The organism is Bacillus sp. FSL R5-0512 (genome assembly GCF_038593295.1).
GTDB lineage: Bacteria > Bacillota > Bacilli > Bacillales > Bacillaceae > Bacillus > Bacillus safensis.
Genome location: NZ_CP151982.1, coordinates 2,379,870 through 2,399,032, shown reverse-complemented (window position 1 = coordinate 2,399,032; position 19,163 = coordinate 2,379,870). Strand labels below are relative to the sequence as shown.

18 protein-coding genes, 1 other RNA gene and 1 other annotated feature are annotated in these 19,163 nt (G+C 43.0%); of the genes, 15 read left to right on the top strand and 4 right to left on the bottom strand.

The window, feature by feature from the left end; genetic code table 11:
- Nucleotides 1-106: 106 nt before the first annotated feature.
- Complete coding sequence (locus tag NSQ25_RS12365; protein ID WP_034279902.1) at nucleotides 107-2,317, top strand: bifunctional (p)ppGpp synthetase/guanosine-3',5'-bis(diphosphate) 3'-pyrophosphohydrolase; 2,211 nt, start codon at nucleotides 107-109, stop codon at nucleotides 2,315-2,317.
- Nucleotides 2,318-2,335: 18 nt separating this feature from the next.
- Nucleotides 2,336-2,779, top strand: coding sequence for a D-aminoacyl-tRNA deacylase (gene dtd, locus NSQ25_RS12360; RefSeq protein WP_070326446.1), 444 nt, complete (start codon nucleotides 2,336-2,338; stop codon nucleotides 2,777-2,779).
- 97 nt (nucleotides 2,780-2,876) lie between these two features.
- On the opposite strand, the gene NSQ25_RS12355 is transcribed toward dtd, so the two are convergent.
- On the bottom strand, nucleotides 2,877-4,457 hold the full coding sequence (locus NSQ25_RS12355; RefSeq protein WP_326136205.1) for an SH3 domain-containing protein: 1,581 nt from the start codon (nucleotides 4,455-4,457) through the stop codon (nucleotides 2,877-2,879).
- A gap of 137 nt (nucleotides 4,458-4,594) precedes the next feature.
- Between NSQ25_RS12355 and NSQ25_RS12350 the strand changes: the two genes are divergently transcribed.
- The 5 genes from NSQ25_RS12350 to NSQ25_RS12330 all read left to right on the top strand — a co-directional run bounded on the left by NSQ25_RS12350 (nucleotide 4,595) and on the right by NSQ25_RS12330 (nucleotide 9,322).
- Nucleotides 4,595-4,765 (top strand): YrzK family protein, encoded by a 171-nt coding sequence (locus NSQ25_RS12350; RefSeq protein WP_003216250.1) that lies wholly within the window; start codon nucleotides 4,595-4,597, stop codon nucleotides 4,763-4,765.
- A 58-nt stretch (nucleotides 4,766-4,823) separates the two neighbouring features.
- Nucleotides 4,824-5,063, top strand: a binding site (T-box leader).
- Nucleotides 5,064-5,136: 73 nt separating this feature from the next.
- Nucleotides 5,137-6,411 carry a histidine--tRNA ligase gene (gene hisS, locus NSQ25_RS12345; protein ID WP_326136206.1) on the top strand — a complete coding sequence of 425 codons (1,275 nt, stop codon included), beginning with the start codon at nucleotides 5,137-5,139 and terminating at the stop codon, nucleotides 6,409-6,411.
- An 18-nt stretch (nucleotides 6,412-6,429) separates the two neighbouring features.
- Nucleotides 6,430-8,208, top strand: coding sequence for an aspartate--tRNA ligase (gene aspS, locus NSQ25_RS12340; RefSeq protein WP_326136207.1), 1,779 nt, complete (start codon nucleotides 6,430-6,432; stop codon nucleotides 8,206-8,208).
- A gap of 76 nt (nucleotides 8,209-8,284) precedes the next feature.
- Nucleotides 8,285-8,465, top strand: a non-coding RNA gene (gene ssrS / locus NSQ25_RS12335) — 6S RNA.
- A 92-nt stretch (nucleotides 8,466-8,557) separates the two neighbouring features.
- Nucleotides 8,558-9,322: a tRNA threonylcarbamoyladenosine dehydratase gene (locus NSQ25_RS12330; RefSeq protein WP_024423127.1), complete on the top strand. Its 765-nt coding sequence runs from the start codon at nucleotides 8,558-8,560 to the stop codon at nucleotides 9,320-9,322.
- A 33-nt stretch (nucleotides 9,323-9,355) separates the two neighbouring features.
- On the opposite strand, the gene NSQ25_RS12325 is transcribed toward NSQ25_RS12330, so the two are convergent.
- The gene (locus NSQ25_RS12325) at nucleotides 9,356-10,621 is read right to left on the bottom strand and encodes a replication-associated recombination protein A (protein ID WP_034279916.1); all 1,266 of its coding nucleotides are present in this window, start codon (nucleotides 10,619-10,621) and stop codon (nucleotides 9,356-9,358) included.
- Between the two features lie 208 nt (nucleotides 10,622-10,829).
- Here NSQ25_RS12325 and NSQ25_RS12320 point away from each other — a divergent pair, with 208 nt between their 5' ends.
- The 8 genes from NSQ25_RS12320 (at nucleotide 10,830) to NSQ25_RS12285 (ending at nucleotide 17,689) form a co-directional block, all read left to right on the top strand.
- A complete protein-coding gene (locus tag NSQ25_RS12320; protein WP_024423125.1) occupies nucleotides 10,830-11,249 on the top strand; it encodes an Rrf2 family transcriptional regulator in 420 nt (139 codons plus the stop codon).
- Between the two features lie 18 nt (nucleotides 11,250-11,267).
- Nucleotides 11,268-12,410 (top strand): cysteine desulfurase family protein, encoded by a 1,143-nt coding sequence (locus NSQ25_RS12315; protein WP_326136208.1) that lies wholly within the window; start codon nucleotides 11,268-11,270, stop codon nucleotides 12,408-12,410.
- A 94-nt stretch (nucleotides 12,411-12,504) separates the two neighbouring features.
- On the top strand, nucleotides 12,505-13,623 hold the full coding sequence (gene mnmA / locus NSQ25_RS12310; RefSeq protein ID WP_024423123.1) for a tRNA 2-thiouridine(34) synthase MnmA: 1,119 nt from the start codon (nucleotides 12,505-12,507) through the stop codon (nucleotides 13,621-13,623).
- Nucleotides 13,624-13,682: 59 nt separating this feature from the next.
- Entirely contained in the window at nucleotides 13,683-14,336 is a 654-nt protein-coding gene (locus tag NSQ25_RS12305; RefSeq protein ID WP_034279920.1) for a tetratricopeptide repeat protein, read from the top strand.
- Nucleotides 14,337-14,355: 19 nt separating this feature from the next.
- Nucleotides 14,356-16,740: an ATP-dependent RecD-like DNA helicase gene (locus tag NSQ25_RS12300; protein ID WP_265192032.1), complete on the top strand. Its 2,385-nt coding sequence runs from the start codon at nucleotides 14,356-14,358 to the stop codon at nucleotides 16,738-16,740.
- A 73-nt stretch (nucleotides 16,741-16,813) separates the two neighbouring features.
- Nucleotides 16,814-17,332, top strand: a complete 519-nt coding sequence (locus NSQ25_RS12295; RefSeq protein WP_081279470.1) for a PRC-barrel domain-containing protein — start codon at nucleotides 16,814-16,816, stop codon at nucleotides 17,330-17,332.
- A 13-nt stretch (nucleotides 17,333-17,345) separates the two neighbouring features.
- A complete protein-coding gene (locus NSQ25_RS12290; protein WP_003216308.1) occupies nucleotides 17,346-17,537 on the top strand; it encodes a hypothetical protein in 192 nt (63 codons plus the stop codon).
- Nucleotides 17,538-17,557: 20 nt separating this feature from the next.
- Nucleotides 17,558-17,689 carry a YrzQ family protein gene (locus tag NSQ25_RS12285; protein ID WP_003216198.1) on the top strand — a complete coding sequence of 44 codons (132 nt, stop codon included), beginning with the start codon at nucleotides 17,558-17,560 and terminating at the stop codon, nucleotides 17,687-17,689.
- 104 nt (nucleotides 17,690-17,793) lie between these two features.
- Here NSQ25_RS12285 and NSQ25_RS12280 read toward each other — a convergent pair whose 3' ends face one another.
- Together NSQ25_RS12280 and NSQ25_RS12275 are read right to left on the bottom strand one after the other, a co-directional pair.
- A complete protein-coding gene (locus NSQ25_RS12280) occupies nucleotides 17,794-18,444 on the bottom strand; it encodes an amino acid ABC transporter permease (RefSeq protein WP_024427867.1) in 651 nt (216 codons plus the stop codon).
- Nucleotides 18,445-18,459: 15 nt separating this feature from the next.
- Nucleotides 18,460-19,113: an amino acid ABC transporter permease gene (locus NSQ25_RS12275; RefSeq protein ID WP_024427868.1), complete on the bottom strand. Its 654-nt coding sequence runs from the start codon at nucleotides 19,111-19,113 to the stop codon at nucleotides 18,460-18,462.
- Nucleotides 19,114-19,163 lie beyond the last annotated feature (50 nt).

Genomic DNA, 19,163 nt, shown 5'->3' with positions numbered 1-19,163 from the left:
GCTTTTTTCCTATCAAAAATCTTTTAGCGGACTTCTTCTCTTTACATCTATCGAATTTTTCTTGATAATAAACTACAATACAGTTTTCATTTAAAAAGGTGATTCCATGGCGAACGAACAAGTTTTAACGGCGCAGCAGGTCATTGACAAGGCAAGAGAATACCTGTCCGCTGAACATATTCAATTTATAGAGCGAGCATATGAATATGCTGAAAATGCACACAAGGAGCAATACCGGAAATCTGGTGAGCCCTATATTATCCATCCAATTCAAGTGGCGGGTATTCTTGTTGATCTTGAAATGGACCCATCAACCATTGCAGGTGGTTTCCTGCACGATGTAGTTGAGGATACAGATGTGACATTACAGGATTTAAAAGAGCATTTTAACGAGGAAGTAGCAATGCTTGTTGATGGTGTCACAAAGCTCGGGAAGATTAAATATAAATCACAAGAAGAACAGCAGGCCGAAAACCATCGAAAAATGTTTGTTGCAATGGCGCAGGATATCCGCGTGATCTTGATTAAGCTGGCAGACCGTCTTCATAATATGAGAACGCTCAAGCATCTTCCGCAGGAAAAGCAGCGGAGAATTTCAAATGAAACACTTGAAATCTTTGCACCGCTTGCGCACAGATTAGGGATTTCAAAGATTAAGTGGGAGCTTGAAGATACAGCACTCCGCTATTTAAATCCGCAGCAATATTACCGGATTGTGAATCTGATGAAGCGCAAACGAGCGGAACGTGAGGAATACTTGGACGAGGTTGTCAATGAAGTGAAAGACCGCGTGTCTGAGGTAAACATCAAGGCTGAATTTTCCGGCAGACCAAAACATATTTATAGTATTTATCGCAAAATGGTCTTGCAAAATAAGCAGTTTAATGAAATTTATGATCTGCTTGCCGTTCGTATTTTGGTTGACAGCATTAAAGACTGTTATGCTGTGCTCGGGATTATCCATACATGCTGGAAGCCGATGCCAGGCAGGTTTAAGGATTATATTGCGATGCCAAAGCCGAACATGTACCAGTCTCTTCATACAACGGTGATTGGGCCAAAAGGCGATCCGCTTGAAGTTCAGATCCGTACAGTGGAAATGCATGAAATCGCAGAATACGGGATTGCGGCACACTGGGCATACAAAGAAGGTAAAGAGTCAGCAGAATCAACGGAAGAAGCGGTCTTCCAGAAGAAGCTCTCTTGGTTTAGAGAAATTCTTGAATTTCAAAACGAATCCACAGATGCAGAAGAATTTATGGAGTCGTTAAAGATTGATCTTTTCTCTGATATGGTGTTTGTGTTTACGCCAAAAGGAGACGTCATTGAACTGCCGTCGGGCTCAGTTCCGATTGATTTCTCTTACCGGATTCACTCGGAAATTGGGAATAAAACGATCGGTGCCAAGGTCAATGGCAAGATGGTCACACTCGATCACAAACTAAAAACAGGTGACATTATTGAAATTCTGACATCAAAGCACAGCTACGGGCCAAGTCAGGATTGGGTCAAGCTTGCCCAAACCTCCCAAGCGAAGCACAAGATCAGACAGTTTTTCAAAAAACAGCGCCGTGAAGAAAATGTCGAAAAAGGCCGAGAGCTCGTGGAGAAAGAGATCAAAAACCTTGAGTTTGATGTCAAAGACATTCTGACCGCTGAAAACCTGCAAAAAGTGGCTGACAAATTTAATTTTTCAAACGAAGAGGACATGTATGCAGCAGTTGGATATAACGGCATTACTGCACTACAGGTCGCCAATCGTTTAACGGAAAAAGAAAGAAAACAAAGAGATCAAGAAGAGCAAGAGAAAACCGTTCAAGAAGTGACGGTGGAACCGAAGACGTATCACGGGAAAAAACGGGAAGCTGGCGTAAGGGTCAAAGGAATTGATAACCTGCTTGTCCGCTTATCTAAGTGCTGTAATCCTGTTCCTGGCGATAGCATTGTCGGTTTTATTACGAAGGGCCGAGGCGTATCTGTTCACCGCGACGACTGTCCGAACGTGAAGACAGGAGAAGCGCAGGAGCGGTTAATTCCCGTCGAGTGGGAGCATGAGCAGCCTGCTCAAAACCGTAAAGAATACAATGTGGAAATTGAAATATTAGGATATGATAGACGCGGCTTACTTAACGAGGTGCTTCAAGCAGTCAACGAAACCAAAACGAACATCTCCTCTGTTTCTGGGAAGTCTGATCGTAACAAAGTGGCGACGATCCATATGGCGATCTTTATCCAAAATATTAATCACTTGCACAAAGTGGTCGAACGCATTAAACAAATCAAAGACATTTACTCTGTTCGACGATTCATGAATTAGAAAGGAAGTATATCGTCTATGAGGCTTGTTGTGCAGCGTGTGACAAATGCATCTGTGAAGGTAGAAGAAGAGATCACAGGTGCCATCAACGAAGGATATATGGTGCTTGTTGGTGTCACACACGAAGATACAGAAGAAGATGTGCTTTACTTAGCTGAAAAGCTTGCACATTTACGTATTTTTGAAGATGAAAATGGGAAAATGAATCGTTCATTATTGGACATAAAAGGAAGCGTTCTGTCTGTATCACAATTTACCCTATATGGTGATACGAGAAAGGGCAGACGGCCGAATTTTATAAAAGCCGCCAAGCCGGATGCAGCCAACTCGCTTTATGAATGTTTCAATAAAACCCTTAGAGAAAAAGGCATCCATGTGGAAACTGGCCGTTTTGGTGCGATGATGGACGTGTCATTGACCAATTCAGGACCAGTCACGATCTTGATGGACAGCAAAGAATAGATTCTCTTTAGACTGTAGATGAACTCATGCGGGAGTTTGTTTAGAGTCTTTTTCTTTTGCGGATAAACAAAAAAGAGGCGCAGCGGCCTCTTTCTTTTTAACGAAAATATTGTTTTAATCCTTCAGTCATTCCTTCTGTGACTCGTTCTTGGTAAGAGGCGCTATAAATGATCGCTTCCTCCTGAGGATTGCTTAAATAACCGAGTTCATATAAAAGGGAAGGGCGTTTGTTTTCTCTTAAAACAAAGTAATCTCCGAATTTGACACCCTTATCAGGGATTTGAGAGCGTTTTGCAACTTCTGAATGAACGCTTGACGCTAATTGCTGATCTTTTGCTGCTTGATAATAATACGCTGTACTTCCTCTAACACTTTGATCCATAAAACTATCATAATGAAGACTAATAAATGCATCTGCATTTCGGTAATGAGATGTTGCCACCCTTGATTGAAGGCTGATAAAGGTATCATCACTTCTTGTTAAATATACATTTGCACCAGAAGCCCTTAATTTGCCTGCCAGTAAATTGGCGGTTTTGATGGTGATGTTCTTTTCAAAAGCACCGTCTGCGCCAATTGTGCCGCTGTCTTTTCCGCCATGACCAGGATCAAGAACAATCGTTTTCCCTTTTAAAGAACCAGTTCCAGACGATGAATCGTGCTGAGGTCTTGGCGCGTCGCTGCTATTTTTCTTCGTTTGAACGACCCAGCTCGCCACATAGCCAGTTCCGCCGTTTGATAGTGTCACTTCGTACCAGTCACCTTGCGTCCGAACGATTTGATAGGCAGCTCCTTTTGTTGCTCTTTCTGCAATCCCAGCAGAGGTAGAAGCGCTTTTTCGAATATTGGTGCCATCATAGACAATGTACGCTTTTTGTTCAGAAGCCGAAGAGGATGAACTCTTTTCAGGTGCAGAGCCTGCTCCTTTGCCTGTGACAATGTAATAGCTTGCAACCCAGCCTTTTACGCCTTTCCCCTCAATTTCATACCAGCCGTTCTGCTCTCGCAAAATGGTGATCTGTGTGTTGCGGGCAAGTGAAGCGACGACTTGTGCATTTGGTGCGGCCGATTGCCTTACATTCAAGCTCGATACGCCAACTGTGCCTGTCTGGTTAGAGCGAGAGGACTCGCCGGAGCTTGATTGAGAAGTTTTCTGTCCCCCTGAAACATAATCAGAGTGAACCCAGCCTTCTGCTTGTTTATACGAAATTTTCGTCCATTCGCCGCTTGTCTCGAGCTTTTTAGCGGTAGCACCTTTCGGGAAAGTACCAATCACTTGATAGGAAGTCCCAGGGCCTGTCCGGATGCGAAGGTCGGAAGCTGTTGATGTAATTGTACTGCCTCCAGCCGTGCTTTGACCTTGCGCCTTTGGCTTCGCGGATTTTTGAGCGCCGGATGATGTGGTAATCAGCCATGAGACGACCCAGCCTTTTTGTCCGTTTGATAATTGGATCTGAACCCATTCTCCTTGTTCAGTGAGAATGGGATAGCTTTCGCCGCGTTTTACAACAGCTGCAATTCCATAGCTTAAACCAGGGCCCTTCCTCACATTGATTTCATCTGTTGCGACAACAGCTTGATCTGTTTGTGCTGTAGCATGTGTCATAGGCAAAGAACTCGCGATGAGAACAAAACAAGTAAGCAGCATCATCATTTGATTGTGTTTTTTCAGATTCAAAACGGTGTTTTCCCCTCCCTTGTAAAACCGATGAATGTTAATTCGTTATGTAGTGGATGAATTCCTTGCAGTTTCCCTAATAAAAATGAATCAATCTGTTTATACTAAATAAAAATGTGATAAAAGGATGTACAAACATGAGATTAAGCAGAAAATTAGGACGAGTGCAATATAATGGACATCGTGATATCGACCGCTGGCAGCACGACGAAATGGATCAGCCAGGCTTCCTTGAAGAGACCGCATCTGAATACGGATGTACGTCAAAAGAAGAGCTGGAAAAGAAAAAGAGGCACGGCAAGGGTTGACAGAGTGGCAGCACCGACCTTATTATAATATAAATCAACACACTTGAAAATTTAAAATGTGGAACTGATGATAGAGAATAGTAGGGTAAATTGCGTGAGCAGAGAGGAATCGCCTTAGGCTGAAAGCGAATCCGCATGGCATTTATCATGAAAGAACACTCTGTAGGTTTCCTGCTGAACGCTCTAAAAATGAGTCAATAGGCGGAGAACGTGAATCTGCGTTAAGGATTTGAGCGGGAACATGGCTGGATCATGTTCCAACTAGGGTGGCACCACGGGTATAACTCTCGTCCCTACTATACACATAGTAGAGGCGGGGGTTTTTTATATGTCCACATAAAAAATGAATGATGGTCGTAGGAGGACGAAAAATGAGTTTTAATATTCCAAGAGGCACACAGGATATTTTACCTGGAGAGTCAGAACGCTGGCAGTATGTTGAACAAATTGCGAGAGATACATGTGCAGCCTTTCAATACAAAGAAATCCGCACACCGATTTTTGAGCATACTGAGCTGTTTGCACGGGGAGTAGGCGAATCAACTGATATCGTTCAAAAAGAGATGTACACATTTGAAGATAAAAAAGGACGCAGCATCACACTTCGTCCAGAGGGAACAGCTTCAACCGTCCGTTCTTATGTTGAAAATAAATTGTTTGCACAGCCTGCTCAGCCAACAAAGCTGTATTACATCGGACCAATGTTCCGCTATGAACGTCCGCAAACAGGAAGATATCGTCAATTTTATCAATTTGGGATAGAAGCGATTGGTTCCAAAGATCCTGCCATTGATGCTGAGGTCATTTCGCTTGCGATGAGTGTGTATGAGAAAGCAGGTCTTTCTAACTTAAAGCTCGTCATTAACAGCCTTGGTGACAAAGAGAGCCGTGCAGACTACCGCACAGCACTGGTCAAGCACTTTGAACCAAGAATTGAGGAATTCTGTCACGACTGTCAAACGCGTTTACATCAAAATCCGCTGCGTATTCTTGATTGTAAAAAGGATCGTGATCATGAATTGATGGCAACAGCTCCATCCATTCAAGATTTCTTAAATGAAGAATCGCGGACTTATTTTGAAAAGGTTAAACAATACTTATCGGATATAGGCATTGAGTATGTCGTTGATCCAAATTTAGTACGCGGTCTTGATTACTACAATCACACAGCATTTGAGATCATGAGTAATGCAGAAGGCTTTGGTGCGATTACAACATTAGCCGGCGGCGGCCGTTATGATGGGCTCGTTGAAGGAATTGGCGGTCCTGAATCACCAGGGATCGGATTTGCGATGAGTATTGAGCGTTTCTTATCTGCGATCGATGCTGAAGGAATTGAGCTTCCTCTGCAAGATGGTATTGATCTATACATTGCTGCTCTCGGAGATGAAGCGAAGGATTATTCTGTTTCATTATTAAACCGTCTGAGAAAAGAAGGTATCTCAAGTGAAATGGACTATACAGGGAAGAAACTAAAAGGACAATTTAAAGCGGCTGATCGATTAAAAGCCAAATTTATTGCAGTTCTTGGTGAAGATGAGCTTGCGCAGCAAATTGTGAATGTGAAAGATACGACAACGGGTGAACAAATTGAATTGAAGCTTGATGAGCTGATTCAAATGTTGAAGGCCCACCAGAAAGCGTAAAGAAGGAGTGGAATGTTTGTGTTTGGTAGAACTTTTTATTGTGGAGAAGTAACAGAAAACCAAATCGGTCAGTCAGTTGTATTAAAAGGATGGGTTCAAAAAAGGCGTGACCTAGGCGGATTAATCTTTATTGATTTGCGCGACCGTACAGGGATTGTACAAGTTGTCTTCAATCCAGACCTATCAAAAGAGGCGCTTGAGACAGCAGAATCAATTCGTAATGAATATGTCCTTGATATTAAAGGAACGGTTGTTGCAAGAGAAGAAGCAACGATCAACCCAAATTTAAAAACGGGCAAAATTGAAATTCAAGTCGAAACGGTCACCGTTTTAAATGAAGCGAAGACTCCTCCTTTTGTGATTTCAGATCAAGCAGATGAGGTATCAGAAGATGTTCGTTTAAAATATCGTTACCTGGATCTTCGCCGCCCTGCAATGTTTGAAACAATGAAAATGCGACATGAAGTCACAAAAGCATTCCGCCATTTCTTAGACGACAACGGCTTTCTAGACATTGAAACACCAATTTTAACGAAAAGTACCCCAGAAGGTGCGCGTGACTATCTTGTTCCAAGCCGTGTACACGAGGGAGAATTTTATGCACTGCCTCAGTCTCCGCAATTATTTAAACAACTGCTGATGGTTTCTGGAATGGACCGTTATTATCAAATTGCCCGCTGTTTTAGAGATGAAGACTTGCGTGCTGACCGTCAGCCGGAATTTACACAAGTCGATATTGAAATGTCCTTTATGAGTCAAGAGGACATCATGACGCTTGCTGAAGAGATGATGGCGAAGGTGATGAAAGATGTCAAAGGTGTAGACCTTACATTGCCATTACCTCGTATGACATACGATGAAGCGATGAATTCTTATGGATCTGATAAGCCGGATACTCGCTTTGAGATGAAGCTGGTGAACATTTCAGACACGGTAAAAGACTCCGATTTCAAAGTGTTTAGCGGAGCTGTAAAAAATGGTGGATCTGTGAAAGCCATCAATGTAAAAGGGGCTGCAGCGAACTACTCAAGAAAAGACATTGATGCACTTGGTGCATTTGCAGCGAACTACGGTGCAAAAGGTCTAGCTTGGCTAAAAGCAGAAGGGACTGAATTAAAAGGGCCGATCGCTAAATTCTTTGATGAAGCAAAGCAAGCTGAATTAAAAGAACAGCTGCAAGTTGAAGAAGGCGACCTTTTACTTTTTGTTGCAGATAAGACGTCTGTTGTCCATGATGCGCTTGGTGCACTTCGCTTAAAACTTGGTAAAGAGCTTGAACTGATCGATGAGTCTGTATTCAATTTCTTATGGGTTGTCGATTGGCCGCTGCTTGAAAAAGATGAAGAAGAAGGCCGCTTCTATGCTGCTCATCATCCATTCACAATGCCAGTTCGCGAGGATCTTGAATTAATTGAAACAAGCCCGGAAGACATGAAGGCGCAGGCTTACGATCTTGTGCTGAATGGCTACGAGCTTGGCGGAGGTTCTATTCGTATTTTCGAAAAGGACATTCAAGAAAAGATGTTTGGCTTACTTGGTTTTTCAAAAGAAGAAGCTTACGAACAATTTGGCTTCCTGCTGGATGCGTTTGAGCACGGTGTTCCTCCGCATGGCGGAATCGCGCTGGGTCTTGACCGTTTAGTGATGCTGCTTGCAGGCCGCTCTAACTTAAGAGATACGATTGCATTCCCAAAAACGGCAAGTGCGAGCTGCGTTCTCACAGATGCCCCTGGCCATGTAAGCGAGGCGCAGCTTGATGAGCTGAGTTTAGCGATTAAAACAAAAGTAAAACAGTAAAATAGGCGCATGTTTATAGGTATGTAAACGCTTGAAAAAGAAATATGCCTATGATATGCTTTCATCAATAATAAATAAAGTCCTGATACGTACGGTGGTTACCTAGTTTTGACCGAACATTTTTTTATACGGGAGCTTGCCTTTCCTTTCTGCATAAATGCCTCTATAGAGGACTTATAAAGTCAGGAAGAAAGCACCCACCTGCATGGTGCGGGGTTCAAAACGAAGGAAATGCTGGCGGCGTCATCGGGACTTTTTTGTGTTTTTTTCTTTTAGAGAAGGATGACGGAGAAGTCTGAATATGATATGATTCTTTCGATTCATTTTAAATAAAGGTGGAGTGAGGCACTTGTTACATCAGTTTTCAAGAAACGAGCTTGCCATTGGCAAGGAAGGCTTAAATATACTAAAAAACAGTACAGTTGCAGTGCTTGGTGTGGGCGGCGTTGGTTCATTCGCAGTTGAGGCACTCGCTCGTTCAGGCGTTGGCCGTATTGTTCTTGTTGATAAAGATGATATTGATATTACAAATGTAAATCGTCAGCTTCCAGCATTGCTATCAACAGTTGGCCAGCCAAAGGTTGACTTAATGCAGGCGAGAATCGCTGATATTAATCCAGAATGTGAAGTTGTTGCGCTGAAGATGTTTTATACAGAGGAAACATACGAACAATTTTTTGAGTATCCGCTTGATTATGTCATTGATGCCTCAGATACCATTCACTATAAAATTCATTTAATGAAAGAGTGTCTGAAACGAGGTGTGAACATCATTTCAAGTATGGGAGCTGCGAACAAAACAGATCCGACACGCTTCAAAATTGATGATATTTCAAAAACACATACCGACCCTATTGCAAAAGTTGTGAGAACACGTCTGCGTAAGGAAGGGATTCGTAAAGGAATTGAAGTCATTTTCTCTGATGAAAGTCCGATTGTTATTCGTGAAGATGTCAGAAAAGAAGTTGGAAATGATGAAGCGAAGATTCGCAAGGCGCAAATGCCGCCATCATCCAATGCATTCGTTCCGTCTGTTGCTGGGCTGATCATGGGTGGTCATGTCATTATGAAGCTTTTAAAAGATATTCCAATTACACGTGTGAAGGATAAATAAACAGCCCGCCTGCTAACATGCAGGGGGCTTTTTTTATTTCTGGCGTTTTAAATTTTCATAGACCTGTTTCAATGCACCTTCAAATTTTCCGGTTTGTTTCGGTACATAGTATTGCTTGTTTTTCAGCGGATCAGGTAAATATTGCTGCTTCACCCAGCCGTTTTCGTAATCATGCGGGTATAAGTAATCGACGCCTCTTCCGAGTGCTGTGGCGCCTTTGTAGTGAGCATCTTTTAAATGAACTGGAACTTCACCAATTCTCCCTGTACGAATATCACCAAGTGCCGCATCAATCGCCTTATATGCTGAATTGGACTTAGGAGAAAGACACAGCTCAATCACTGCGTTCGCCAGTGGAATCCGTGCTTCTGGGAAACCGATTCTTTCTGCTGTTTGTACTGCGCTTAACACGCGGGGGCCAGCCTGCGGACTGGCTAAGCCAATGTCCTCGTAAGCCATCACGAGTAATCTTCTGGAAATGCTCTCAAGGTCTCCTGCTTCGATCAGTCTGGCAAGGTAATGCAGCGCCGCATCTGTATCAGATCCCCTAATGGATTTTTGAAAAGCCGAGAGGACATCATAATGAGCATCACCATTCTTGTCATGTGAGAAGCTCTTTTTTTGTAAACATTCTTCTGCTGCGGCAAGAGTGATTGTGATATGCCCTGTCTCATCAGCTTTTGTCGATAAGACAGCGAGCTCGAGTGCATTTAAAGCAGAACGCACGTCTCCTCCGCATCCATTGGCAAAATGATTCATCGCTTCATCGTCCACTGTCACCTCATAGCCGCCAAGCCCTCGATGCTCATCCTGTAAGGCTCTTGTTAACGCAGCTTTGATCTGCTCTGTTTCAAGCGGCTTCAGCTCGAATATTTGTGTCCGGCTTCGAATGGCAGGATTGATCGCATGGTAGGGATTAGCCGTCGTTGCCCCAATTAAAATGATCATGCCATTTTCTAAATAAGGAAGAAGAAAATCCTGCTTTCCTTTATCAAGCCGGTGGACTTCGTCTAAAATAAGGATCACCTGGCCGCTCATTTTCGCTTCAGCGGCAACAGCTTCCATATCCTTTTTGTTATGAATGACCGCATTCAGCGTTCGAAAAGCAATGCTTGTACTGCCAGCAATCGCGGTTGCAATCGATGTTTTGCCGATGCCCGGCGGTCCGTATAAAATCATCGAGGATAAATGTTTTGCCTCGACCATTCGCCTAATAATTTGACCTTCTCCAACAAGATGCTCCTGCCCAATAATGTCTTCAATATGACTTGGGCGCATCCGGTACGCTAAAGGTTTCATAATTATCTCTCCTATAGCAATGTCTTGTTTGTATAGAGTACCGAAATTTCTTCAAATAGAAAAGGGATTCGTCCTTCTATCATGCTCAGAACCCGTAAATGAAAGTTGTCTGAAAGTATGATATAATTGCTTCTGGTCTATTTATCGGCGTATATGAAATCAGAAAAATAATTGATGACATAGAATAGAAAACGCAGAGGTGTTTAACTTGAAAATATCAACTAAAGGCAGATATGGTCTGACGATCATGATCGAATTAGCCAAAAAACATGGCGAAGGCCCTACATCATTAAAATCAATCGCTCAAAACAATGATTTGTCTGAGCATTATTTAGAGCAGCTTGTATCACCACTCCGCAATGCCCGTCTTGTAAAAAGTATCCGCGGAGCGTATGGCGGCTATGTTCTTGCACATGAACCAAACGAGATCACAGCAGGTGATATTATTCGTGTATTAGAAGGACCCATTAGTCCTGTTGAAGTCATCGAAAACGAAGAACCAGCAAAGCGTGAACTATGGATTCGTATTCGTGATGCAGTAAAAGACGTACTAGACAATACAACTCTTGAAGACTTGGCAAGCTACACAGATGACGGGGATCAAGACTCGTATATGTTCTATATTTAGATCAGAGGTGTACCGGAAATGGAACGAATCTATTTAGATCATGCGGCCACAACGCCGATGGATCAGCGTATTGTGGACAAGATGATGCCGTACTTTACAGAGATATTTGGCAATCCCTCTAGTATTCATTCATATGGGCGCGAGGCAAGAAAGTGGCTCGATGAAGCAAGAGAAGTCATTGCAGGAGAATTACACTGTAAACCGCAGGAGATCATCCTCACAAGCGGTGGAACCGAGGCGGACAACCTGGCAATTACAGGTGTTGCCATGGCAAGACAGCATGAAGGAAAACATATCATCACAGTGAAAACAGAGCATCATGCGGTGCTGCATACATGTGAACGCCTAGAAAAACTAGGATTTGAAGTGACATATTTAGATGTGGACGAAACAGGATTGATTCATCTTGATCAATTAAATCAAGCATTGAGAGATGATACGATTCTTGTGACCGTCATGTACGGCAATAATGAAACAGGTGTGATTCAGCCAATCAAAGCCATTGGCGAACTTCTGCGTAATCACACTGCTCATTTTCATACAGACGCAGTGCAGGCGTTTGGCACAGTGCCCATTGATGCAGCAGATCTCCATATTGATCTTTTATCTGCTTCTGGCCATAAGCTGAATGGTCCGATGGGAACAGGTTTTTTATATGTAAACGAAGGCGTGAAACTTTCTCCGCAAATATTCGGAGGCGAACAAGAAAGAAAGCGCCGTGCCGGCACTGAAAATGTGGCAGGAATTGTTGGGCTTGCAGAAGCTGTTCAATTAACGAAGCAAAATAGAAGAGAAAAAGCGATGCATTATGGTAAGCTCAAAGAAACCATGCTGCAAGTATTCGAAGAGGAATCTCTCAATTTCTCTATCAATGGACATTCGAAAGAGACATTGCCGCACATTTTAAATGTTCATTTCCCGGGCGTCTCCATTGAATCGCTGCTTGTGAATTTAGATATGGAAGGAATTGCTGTTTCAAGCGGATCGGCATGTACGGCTGGATCTGTCCTTCCTTCGCACGTGTTAAGCGCCATGTATGGCGAAGAAGCAAAAGAGCTGACATCCTCAGTCAGAATAAGCTTCGGTCTTGGGAATGAAGAGGATCATGTGAAGCAGGCGGCACATAAGATAGCGGCTGTTGTCAAACGCCTAGCCAAATAAATGCTTCCTTTTGTTCGTGTGTGAAAAATGAAACAGCGAAGCACCTGAAGAACGAAACGCGCATGTTGTTTCATTGAAATTGGAGTTGATGAAGATGACAAAAAGACCAGAAGATACAAGAGTTGTGGTCGGTATGTCCGGAGGAGTCGATTCATCAGTTGCCGCTCTTATGTTAAAGGAGCAAGGCTATGATGTCATCGGCATATTTATGAAAAACTGGGATGACACCGATGAAAATGGTGTTTGCACAGCAACGGAAGACTATGAGGATGTCATCCGCGTATGTAACCAAATTGGAATCCCTTATTATGCAGTGAATTTCGAGAAGCAATATTGGGACAAAGTGTTTCAATATTTTCTTGATGAATATAAAGCGGGCAGAACGCCAAACCCAGATGTCATGTGTAACAAAGAAATTAAGTTCAAGGCATTCCTTGAGCATGCACTTTCACTTGGTGCGGATTATTTGGCAACAGGACACTATGCTCGTGTTGATCGAACTGGTGATGAAGTCAAAATGCTGCGAGGTCTTGATGCAAACAAAGACCAAACGTATTTCTTAAATCAGCTGACACAGGAACAACTTGATAAAGTCATGTTCCCAATCGGTGATTTAGAGAAAAAAAGGGTTCGTGAATTGGCAAAAGAAGCAGAGCTCGCAACAGCAGCGAAAAAAGATTCAACAGGTATCTGCTTTATTGGAGAAAGAAACTTTAAAACGTTCCTCAGTCAATATTTGCCTGCACAGCCTGGTGTGATGCAGACAATGGACGGAGAAGTAAAAGGGGAGCACGATGGACTGATGTATTACACGATCGGTCAGCGCCAAGGACTTGGCATTGGCGGCAGCGGTGATCCTTGGTTTGTCGTTGGAAAAGACTTGGAGAAAAACATCTTGTTTGTTGAACAAGGCTTCCACAATCCACTTTTATACTCTGAAAGCATTTCAGCTGTTAATATCAGCTGGACTCGTCCTCATATTGTCGGAGAAAACGGTGAATTAACTTGCACAGCAAAATTCAGATACCGTCAAGAAGATCACCATGTGAAGGTCAAAATGACAGGTGAGCAAGAAGCGATGGTGATCTTTGATGAACCTGTTCGTGCTGTTACCCCGGGACAAGCGGTTGTTTTTTATGATGGCGACGAATGTCTTGGCGGCGGTACAATTGACGATGTCTTCAAAGATGGTCAAAAGCTGTCGTATGTGTAGCATGTTTCAAAACCTCAACGTCGCTGTTGAGGTTTTTTAATGAAAGGATGAGAGAGCGAATGAATTATAACGAAATCGGCATAGAAGCCTTGAATCAAGGGAATATCGAAAAAGCAGCTGAAGCTTTTACAAAAGCGATAGAAGAAAGCCCGAAGGACCCGGTTCCATATATTAACTTTGCGAACTTACTTTCAAGTATCAATGAATTTGAACGCGCTTTAAACTTTTTTCAGAAAGCAATTGAACTTGATCATACTGCAGCTGCAGCCTATTATGGAGCAGGAAATGTATATACATTAAAAGAAGACTTTATGAAAGCGAAAGACTACTTTGAACAAGCACTAAAAGCGGGCATGGAAAATAGTGATTTGTTTTATATGCTTGGGCAGACGCTCATCAAATTAGAGCAGCCAAAGCTTGCGATGCCGTATCTTCAGCGTGCCGTTGAACTAAATGAAGAAGATAATGAAGCAAGATTCCAATTTGGCATGTGCTTAGCCAATGAACACATGCTGGAAGAAGCGGTGACAACTTTTAGTGAAGTCATCACGCGTGATCCGCAGCATGCAGATGCCTTTTATAATTTAGGTGTTGCGTATGCGTACTTAGAGAAAAAAGACGAAGCACTTGAGATGCTGGGTAAAGCCATTGACGTGCAGCCTGACCATATGCTGGCACTACATGCGCAAAAGCTGATTCAAGAGGCAGAATAGATGGAAGGAGGGAAGACCTGTGCAGGAACATCCAGATCAAATGAAGCTTGAGGACGAACCGTTTTTAAAGGGGACCATTCAAGCCGTTATTTTCCATAATGAAAGTAATTTATACTCGGTGTTAAAGGTAAAAGTCATTGAAACATCGGAAAACTTAGAGGAAAAAACAGCATCTGTCACAGGCTACTTCCCAGCACTTCATGAGGAGGAAACCTACACCTTTTATGGCAAAGTGACAAGCCATCCGAAATTTGGTGAACAGTTTCAGGCCACTCATTTTCAAAAGGAAGTACCAACAACGAAGCAAGGAATCATACATTATCTCTCAAGTGATTTATTTGAGGGGATAGGGAAAAAGACGGCTGAAGAAATCGTCGGGAAGCTTGGCAATCAGACGCTCCATAAGATTATGCGTGACCCAGCTGTTTTGTATGATGTACCGCGCTTATCAAAAAAGAAGGCGGATAAGCTGGCCGCAGCGCTTCAGGAGCATCAAGGGCTGGAACAAATCATGATCAGCCTGAATCAATATGGCTTTGGTCCGCAGCTCAGCATGAAGATTTACCAAGTGTATGAGAGTGAAACGCTGCAGAAAATCGAGGAAAATCCCTATCAGCTTGTCAAGGATGTCGAGGGAATCGGATTTATTAAGGCGGATGAGCTTGGTGCTAGAACAGGCATCTCAGGTAATGACCCAGAGCGGATTCGCGCCGCCTTGCTATATACAGTGGAGACAGCCAGTCTACAGGACGGTCATACGTACATACAAACGAAAGATTTGATCGTCGAAACCCGCAAACTGCTCAACCAAACAGGCAATGATTACAAAGTGACTGAAATGGATGTTGCCAATCAGATCATTGCACTTGGCGAAGGAAAAGAAATGATCATTGAAGACGACCGCTGCTATCATCCATCCTTATTTTATGCAGAACAAAGTGTCGCCAAACGCATTCAGAAAATCGTCTCCCAAACAGAATATGCAGATCAATTTCCTGAATCAGAATTCCTGCTAGCACTTGGTGAGCTGGAGGAGCGGTTAGGCGTCCAATATGCACCGACACAAAAGGAAGCGATTCAAAAGGCACTCATGTCCCCGATGCTGCTTTTAACAGGCGGGCCTGGAACAGGGAAGACGACGGTCATTAAAGGAATTGTCGAGCTTTACAGTGATCTTCACGGTGTTTCTCTTGATCCGAGTGATTATAAAAAAGATGAATCCTTCCCATTTGTGCTTGCGGCACCAACTGGACGGGCGGCTAAACGGATGACAGAATCAACAGGGCTTCCAGCTGTCACCATTCACCGGCTGCTAGGCTGGAATGGTTCGGAGGGCTTCTCTCATGATGAGGAACAGCCGATTGAAGGAAAGCTTGTCATCATTGATGAATCAAGTATGCTGGATATTTGGCTGGCGAATCATTTGTTTAAAGCCATTCCTGATCATATCCAAGTGATTATGGTAGGGGATGAACATCAGCTGCCATCTGTCGGACCAGGCCAAGTTTTACGGGATTTGCTTGCCTCAAAAGCCGTGCCGGCTGTTACCCTGACAGATATTTACCGGCAGGCAGACGGCTCCACCATTGTTGAACTTGCACATGATATGAAAAATGGTGTGCTGCCAAAGGATATCACTGCACGCTCAAAGGATCGGTCCTTCATTCAGTGTTCAGCTGATCAAATGAAAGAAGTCATTGAGAAAGTTGTCAGCAATGCTGCTCAAAAAGGGTTTTCGGCAAAGGATATTCAAGTGCTGGCACCGATGTATAAAGGAAAAGCAGGCATCAATGAGCTCAACAAAATGCTGCAGCACATTTTGAATCCTAAAAAACCAAAGGGCAGAGAAATCCCGTTTGGTGATGTGGTGTACCGGACAGGTGATAAGGTGCTTCAGCTTGTGAATCAGCCGGAGAACAACATTTTTAACGGCGATATCGGTGAAATTGTCTCGATTTTTTATGCAAAAGAAAATACAGAAAAAGAAGACATGGCTGTGATCTCCTTTGATGGAAATGAAATCACCTTTACAAAAAAAGATTTTCATCAATTTACACATGCTTATTGCTGCTCTATTCACAAATCACAAGGAAGTGAATTCCCGATTGTTGTGCTGCCAGTCGTGAGGAGCTATTACCGAATGCTTCGGCGGAATCTACTGTACACAGCCATTACACGCAGTAAAAAGTTTTTAATACTGTGCGGCGAGGAATCAGCGCTGGAGTGGGGCGTGAAAAACAATGAGGATTCCCTCAGACAAACGTCTTTAACAATGCGGCTGGTGCAAACTGAACAATTCATGGATGCAGAACTTGAAGCGCTCCAAAAAGAGCTTCCGTTTAGTGTACATGACGCAAATATTGGCATGGAGGGAATCACTCCATTTGATTTTATGCATGAGTAGAAGGCTTCCATATGGAAGCCTTTTAGTATGAAAAGAACTTCTCCCATTCTGTTCATGGAAGCCATTTCTTCGTATGAGTCATGAAGCAAACGCACACGATAAGACTGTTCCGCAAAAGGTGGTTGAGCACATTTTGAGAACATGCCGAGAACTTGAAGGAATGACGATCTATACAGATGAGCTGTCCCAATCACTTGGTTCCATAAAAGATATTTGCTTTTTAGCCGGAGGCAGCTGCGGAGGATATGTGTTAGAGGGGAAAAAGAAAGACTGTGCACTCATTCCATTCTCTGCTTTTGATCAGCTGACAGATAAAGGTTTGTATGTGAGCTGTCAGGAGGGAGTGGGCATGGATTCCTCTGCTCCATTCTTGTTATTTTCAAAATTAAAAAAGAAAATGATGCAGTCACCTGATGGTGAAAATTTAGGCATTTTGGAAGATGTATACTTTTGCTCAAATTCGGGCACAATCGTAGCATATGAACTCTCGGACGGCTTCTTTACAGAGCTATCAGGGATTCGGAAACAGCTGCAGGCTGCCGGAACCTTGATGAACGTTCAAAAGGAAGCACTGGTTCTAAACCGAACGTAAAGAGGTGCTGATTATGCTCATTTGCCCAAATTGCAAATGTAAAGACATCGGAAAAATTGGGGTCAATCAATATTATTGCTGGGGCTGTTTTATTGAATTGACACTGTCGAAAGGCAAAATATCTACACACCAAGTGGAGGAAGACGGGACACTAAGCAGCTTAGATGATCTGTTTAGTGACGATGAACGTTCAATTCAATTATAAGTGTTAAGGGGGAATTTCGAATGGGCAAAATGACTTCTTCACTATTAACGCTTGGTGCAGGTGCACTCGCATATCACTTTGCAAGCCGATATGATATGCCATCAAAGCGGGATATGAAAAAGCTAAGAAAACGTGTTATGAGAATGATGTAAACAAAAAGGGCTAAAATGATCTTCATTTTAGCCCTTTGTTTTTTTCAGCGTGATCGAAAAACCGGTCTATACGCTGAGGCATCCGTCAAGAGCGGATGTTCATTTTATGCCTGCCTGTATTCTAACCGTCTTGCAAGAATAGATAAGCTGAAATTGACGACAAAATACATCATAGCTGCCAATAGGAATATCGGCAGTAAATAGGATTGGCTTTGCCCATTTAATATTTGTGCGTGATGTAATAATTCTGGAAGCGCAATGACAACAGCAAGCGACGTATCTTTTAAAAGGGATATGAATTGACTGACAATTGGCGGCACCATTCGGCGCAGGGCCTGCGGCATAATAATCATTTTCAATGTTTGAATATAGGTTAAACCAGAAGACCTGGCTGCTTCGATCTGACCCTTATCAATTGATTTAAGGCCGCTCCGAATAATTTCTGACAGCATCGCAGATTCAAACACGGTTAAAGCTGCAATAGCAGATGCTGTGATGCTCAGCTTAATGCCGATTTCAGGCAATGCAAAATATGTGAAAAAGATGATCAGTAAAAGCGGCAGGTTCCGAATGGTTTCTACAACAACCGCAAGCACTTTTGATAAAACCGGAATTTGAGCGAACCGCAATGTGCCAACGACTAATCCAATGATAAAGCTCAAAATGATGGAAATAAAAGCCACTTTTAAGGTGACAGCAAATCCTTCAAGTAAAAAGGCGAGATGATCAGGCTGGTAGGCACCTATAAAATCCATGATGTTTCCTCCTTTCTAGTGGCTTCTTGCTAATCTTCTTTCTAAATAACCAACACCTAGACTGAGCGGAATGGTTAATAGCAGATAGAACATGGCGACAAAGATGTAGACATCAAACGTCACAAATGTTCTAGACGCAATGAGGTCTCCCTGATACATAAGATCAAACCCTGCAATGACACCTAAAATAGAGGAGTTTTTGACAAGGTTAATAAATTGATTCCCAAGAGGGGGAATGACGATTTTAATCGCCTGCGGCAAAATGATATACCGCATCGTCCCGCCATATGACAGACCTGAAGCACGGGCTGCTTCCATTTGTCCAAGCGGCACAGCTTGTATCCCTGCACGAATGGCTTCAGCAATAAAGGCAGACGTATAAATGGCAAGAGCGATCGTTCCAGCAGTAAAACCATCTGCTACTATACCCAGCACTGGTAAACCAAAGAAGAAAACAAAGGTGATCAATAATAACGGAATATTCCGAATAAATTCCACGTAAGCCGTCCCTAACCAGTTGAGCGGCCTGAGTGGCGCAATTCTCATAATGGCAATGAGTGTACCGATCAAAAAGCTTCCAATCAGAGCAATGACACTTGCACCAATGGTATATTTAAAGCCTTCTAAATAAAGATGAACGTTTTCAGTGAGAATGGAAAACCGCAGCAATCAGTTCACTTCCTTCCTGATCAACAGGGGAGCCAAGGAGCGGCTCACCT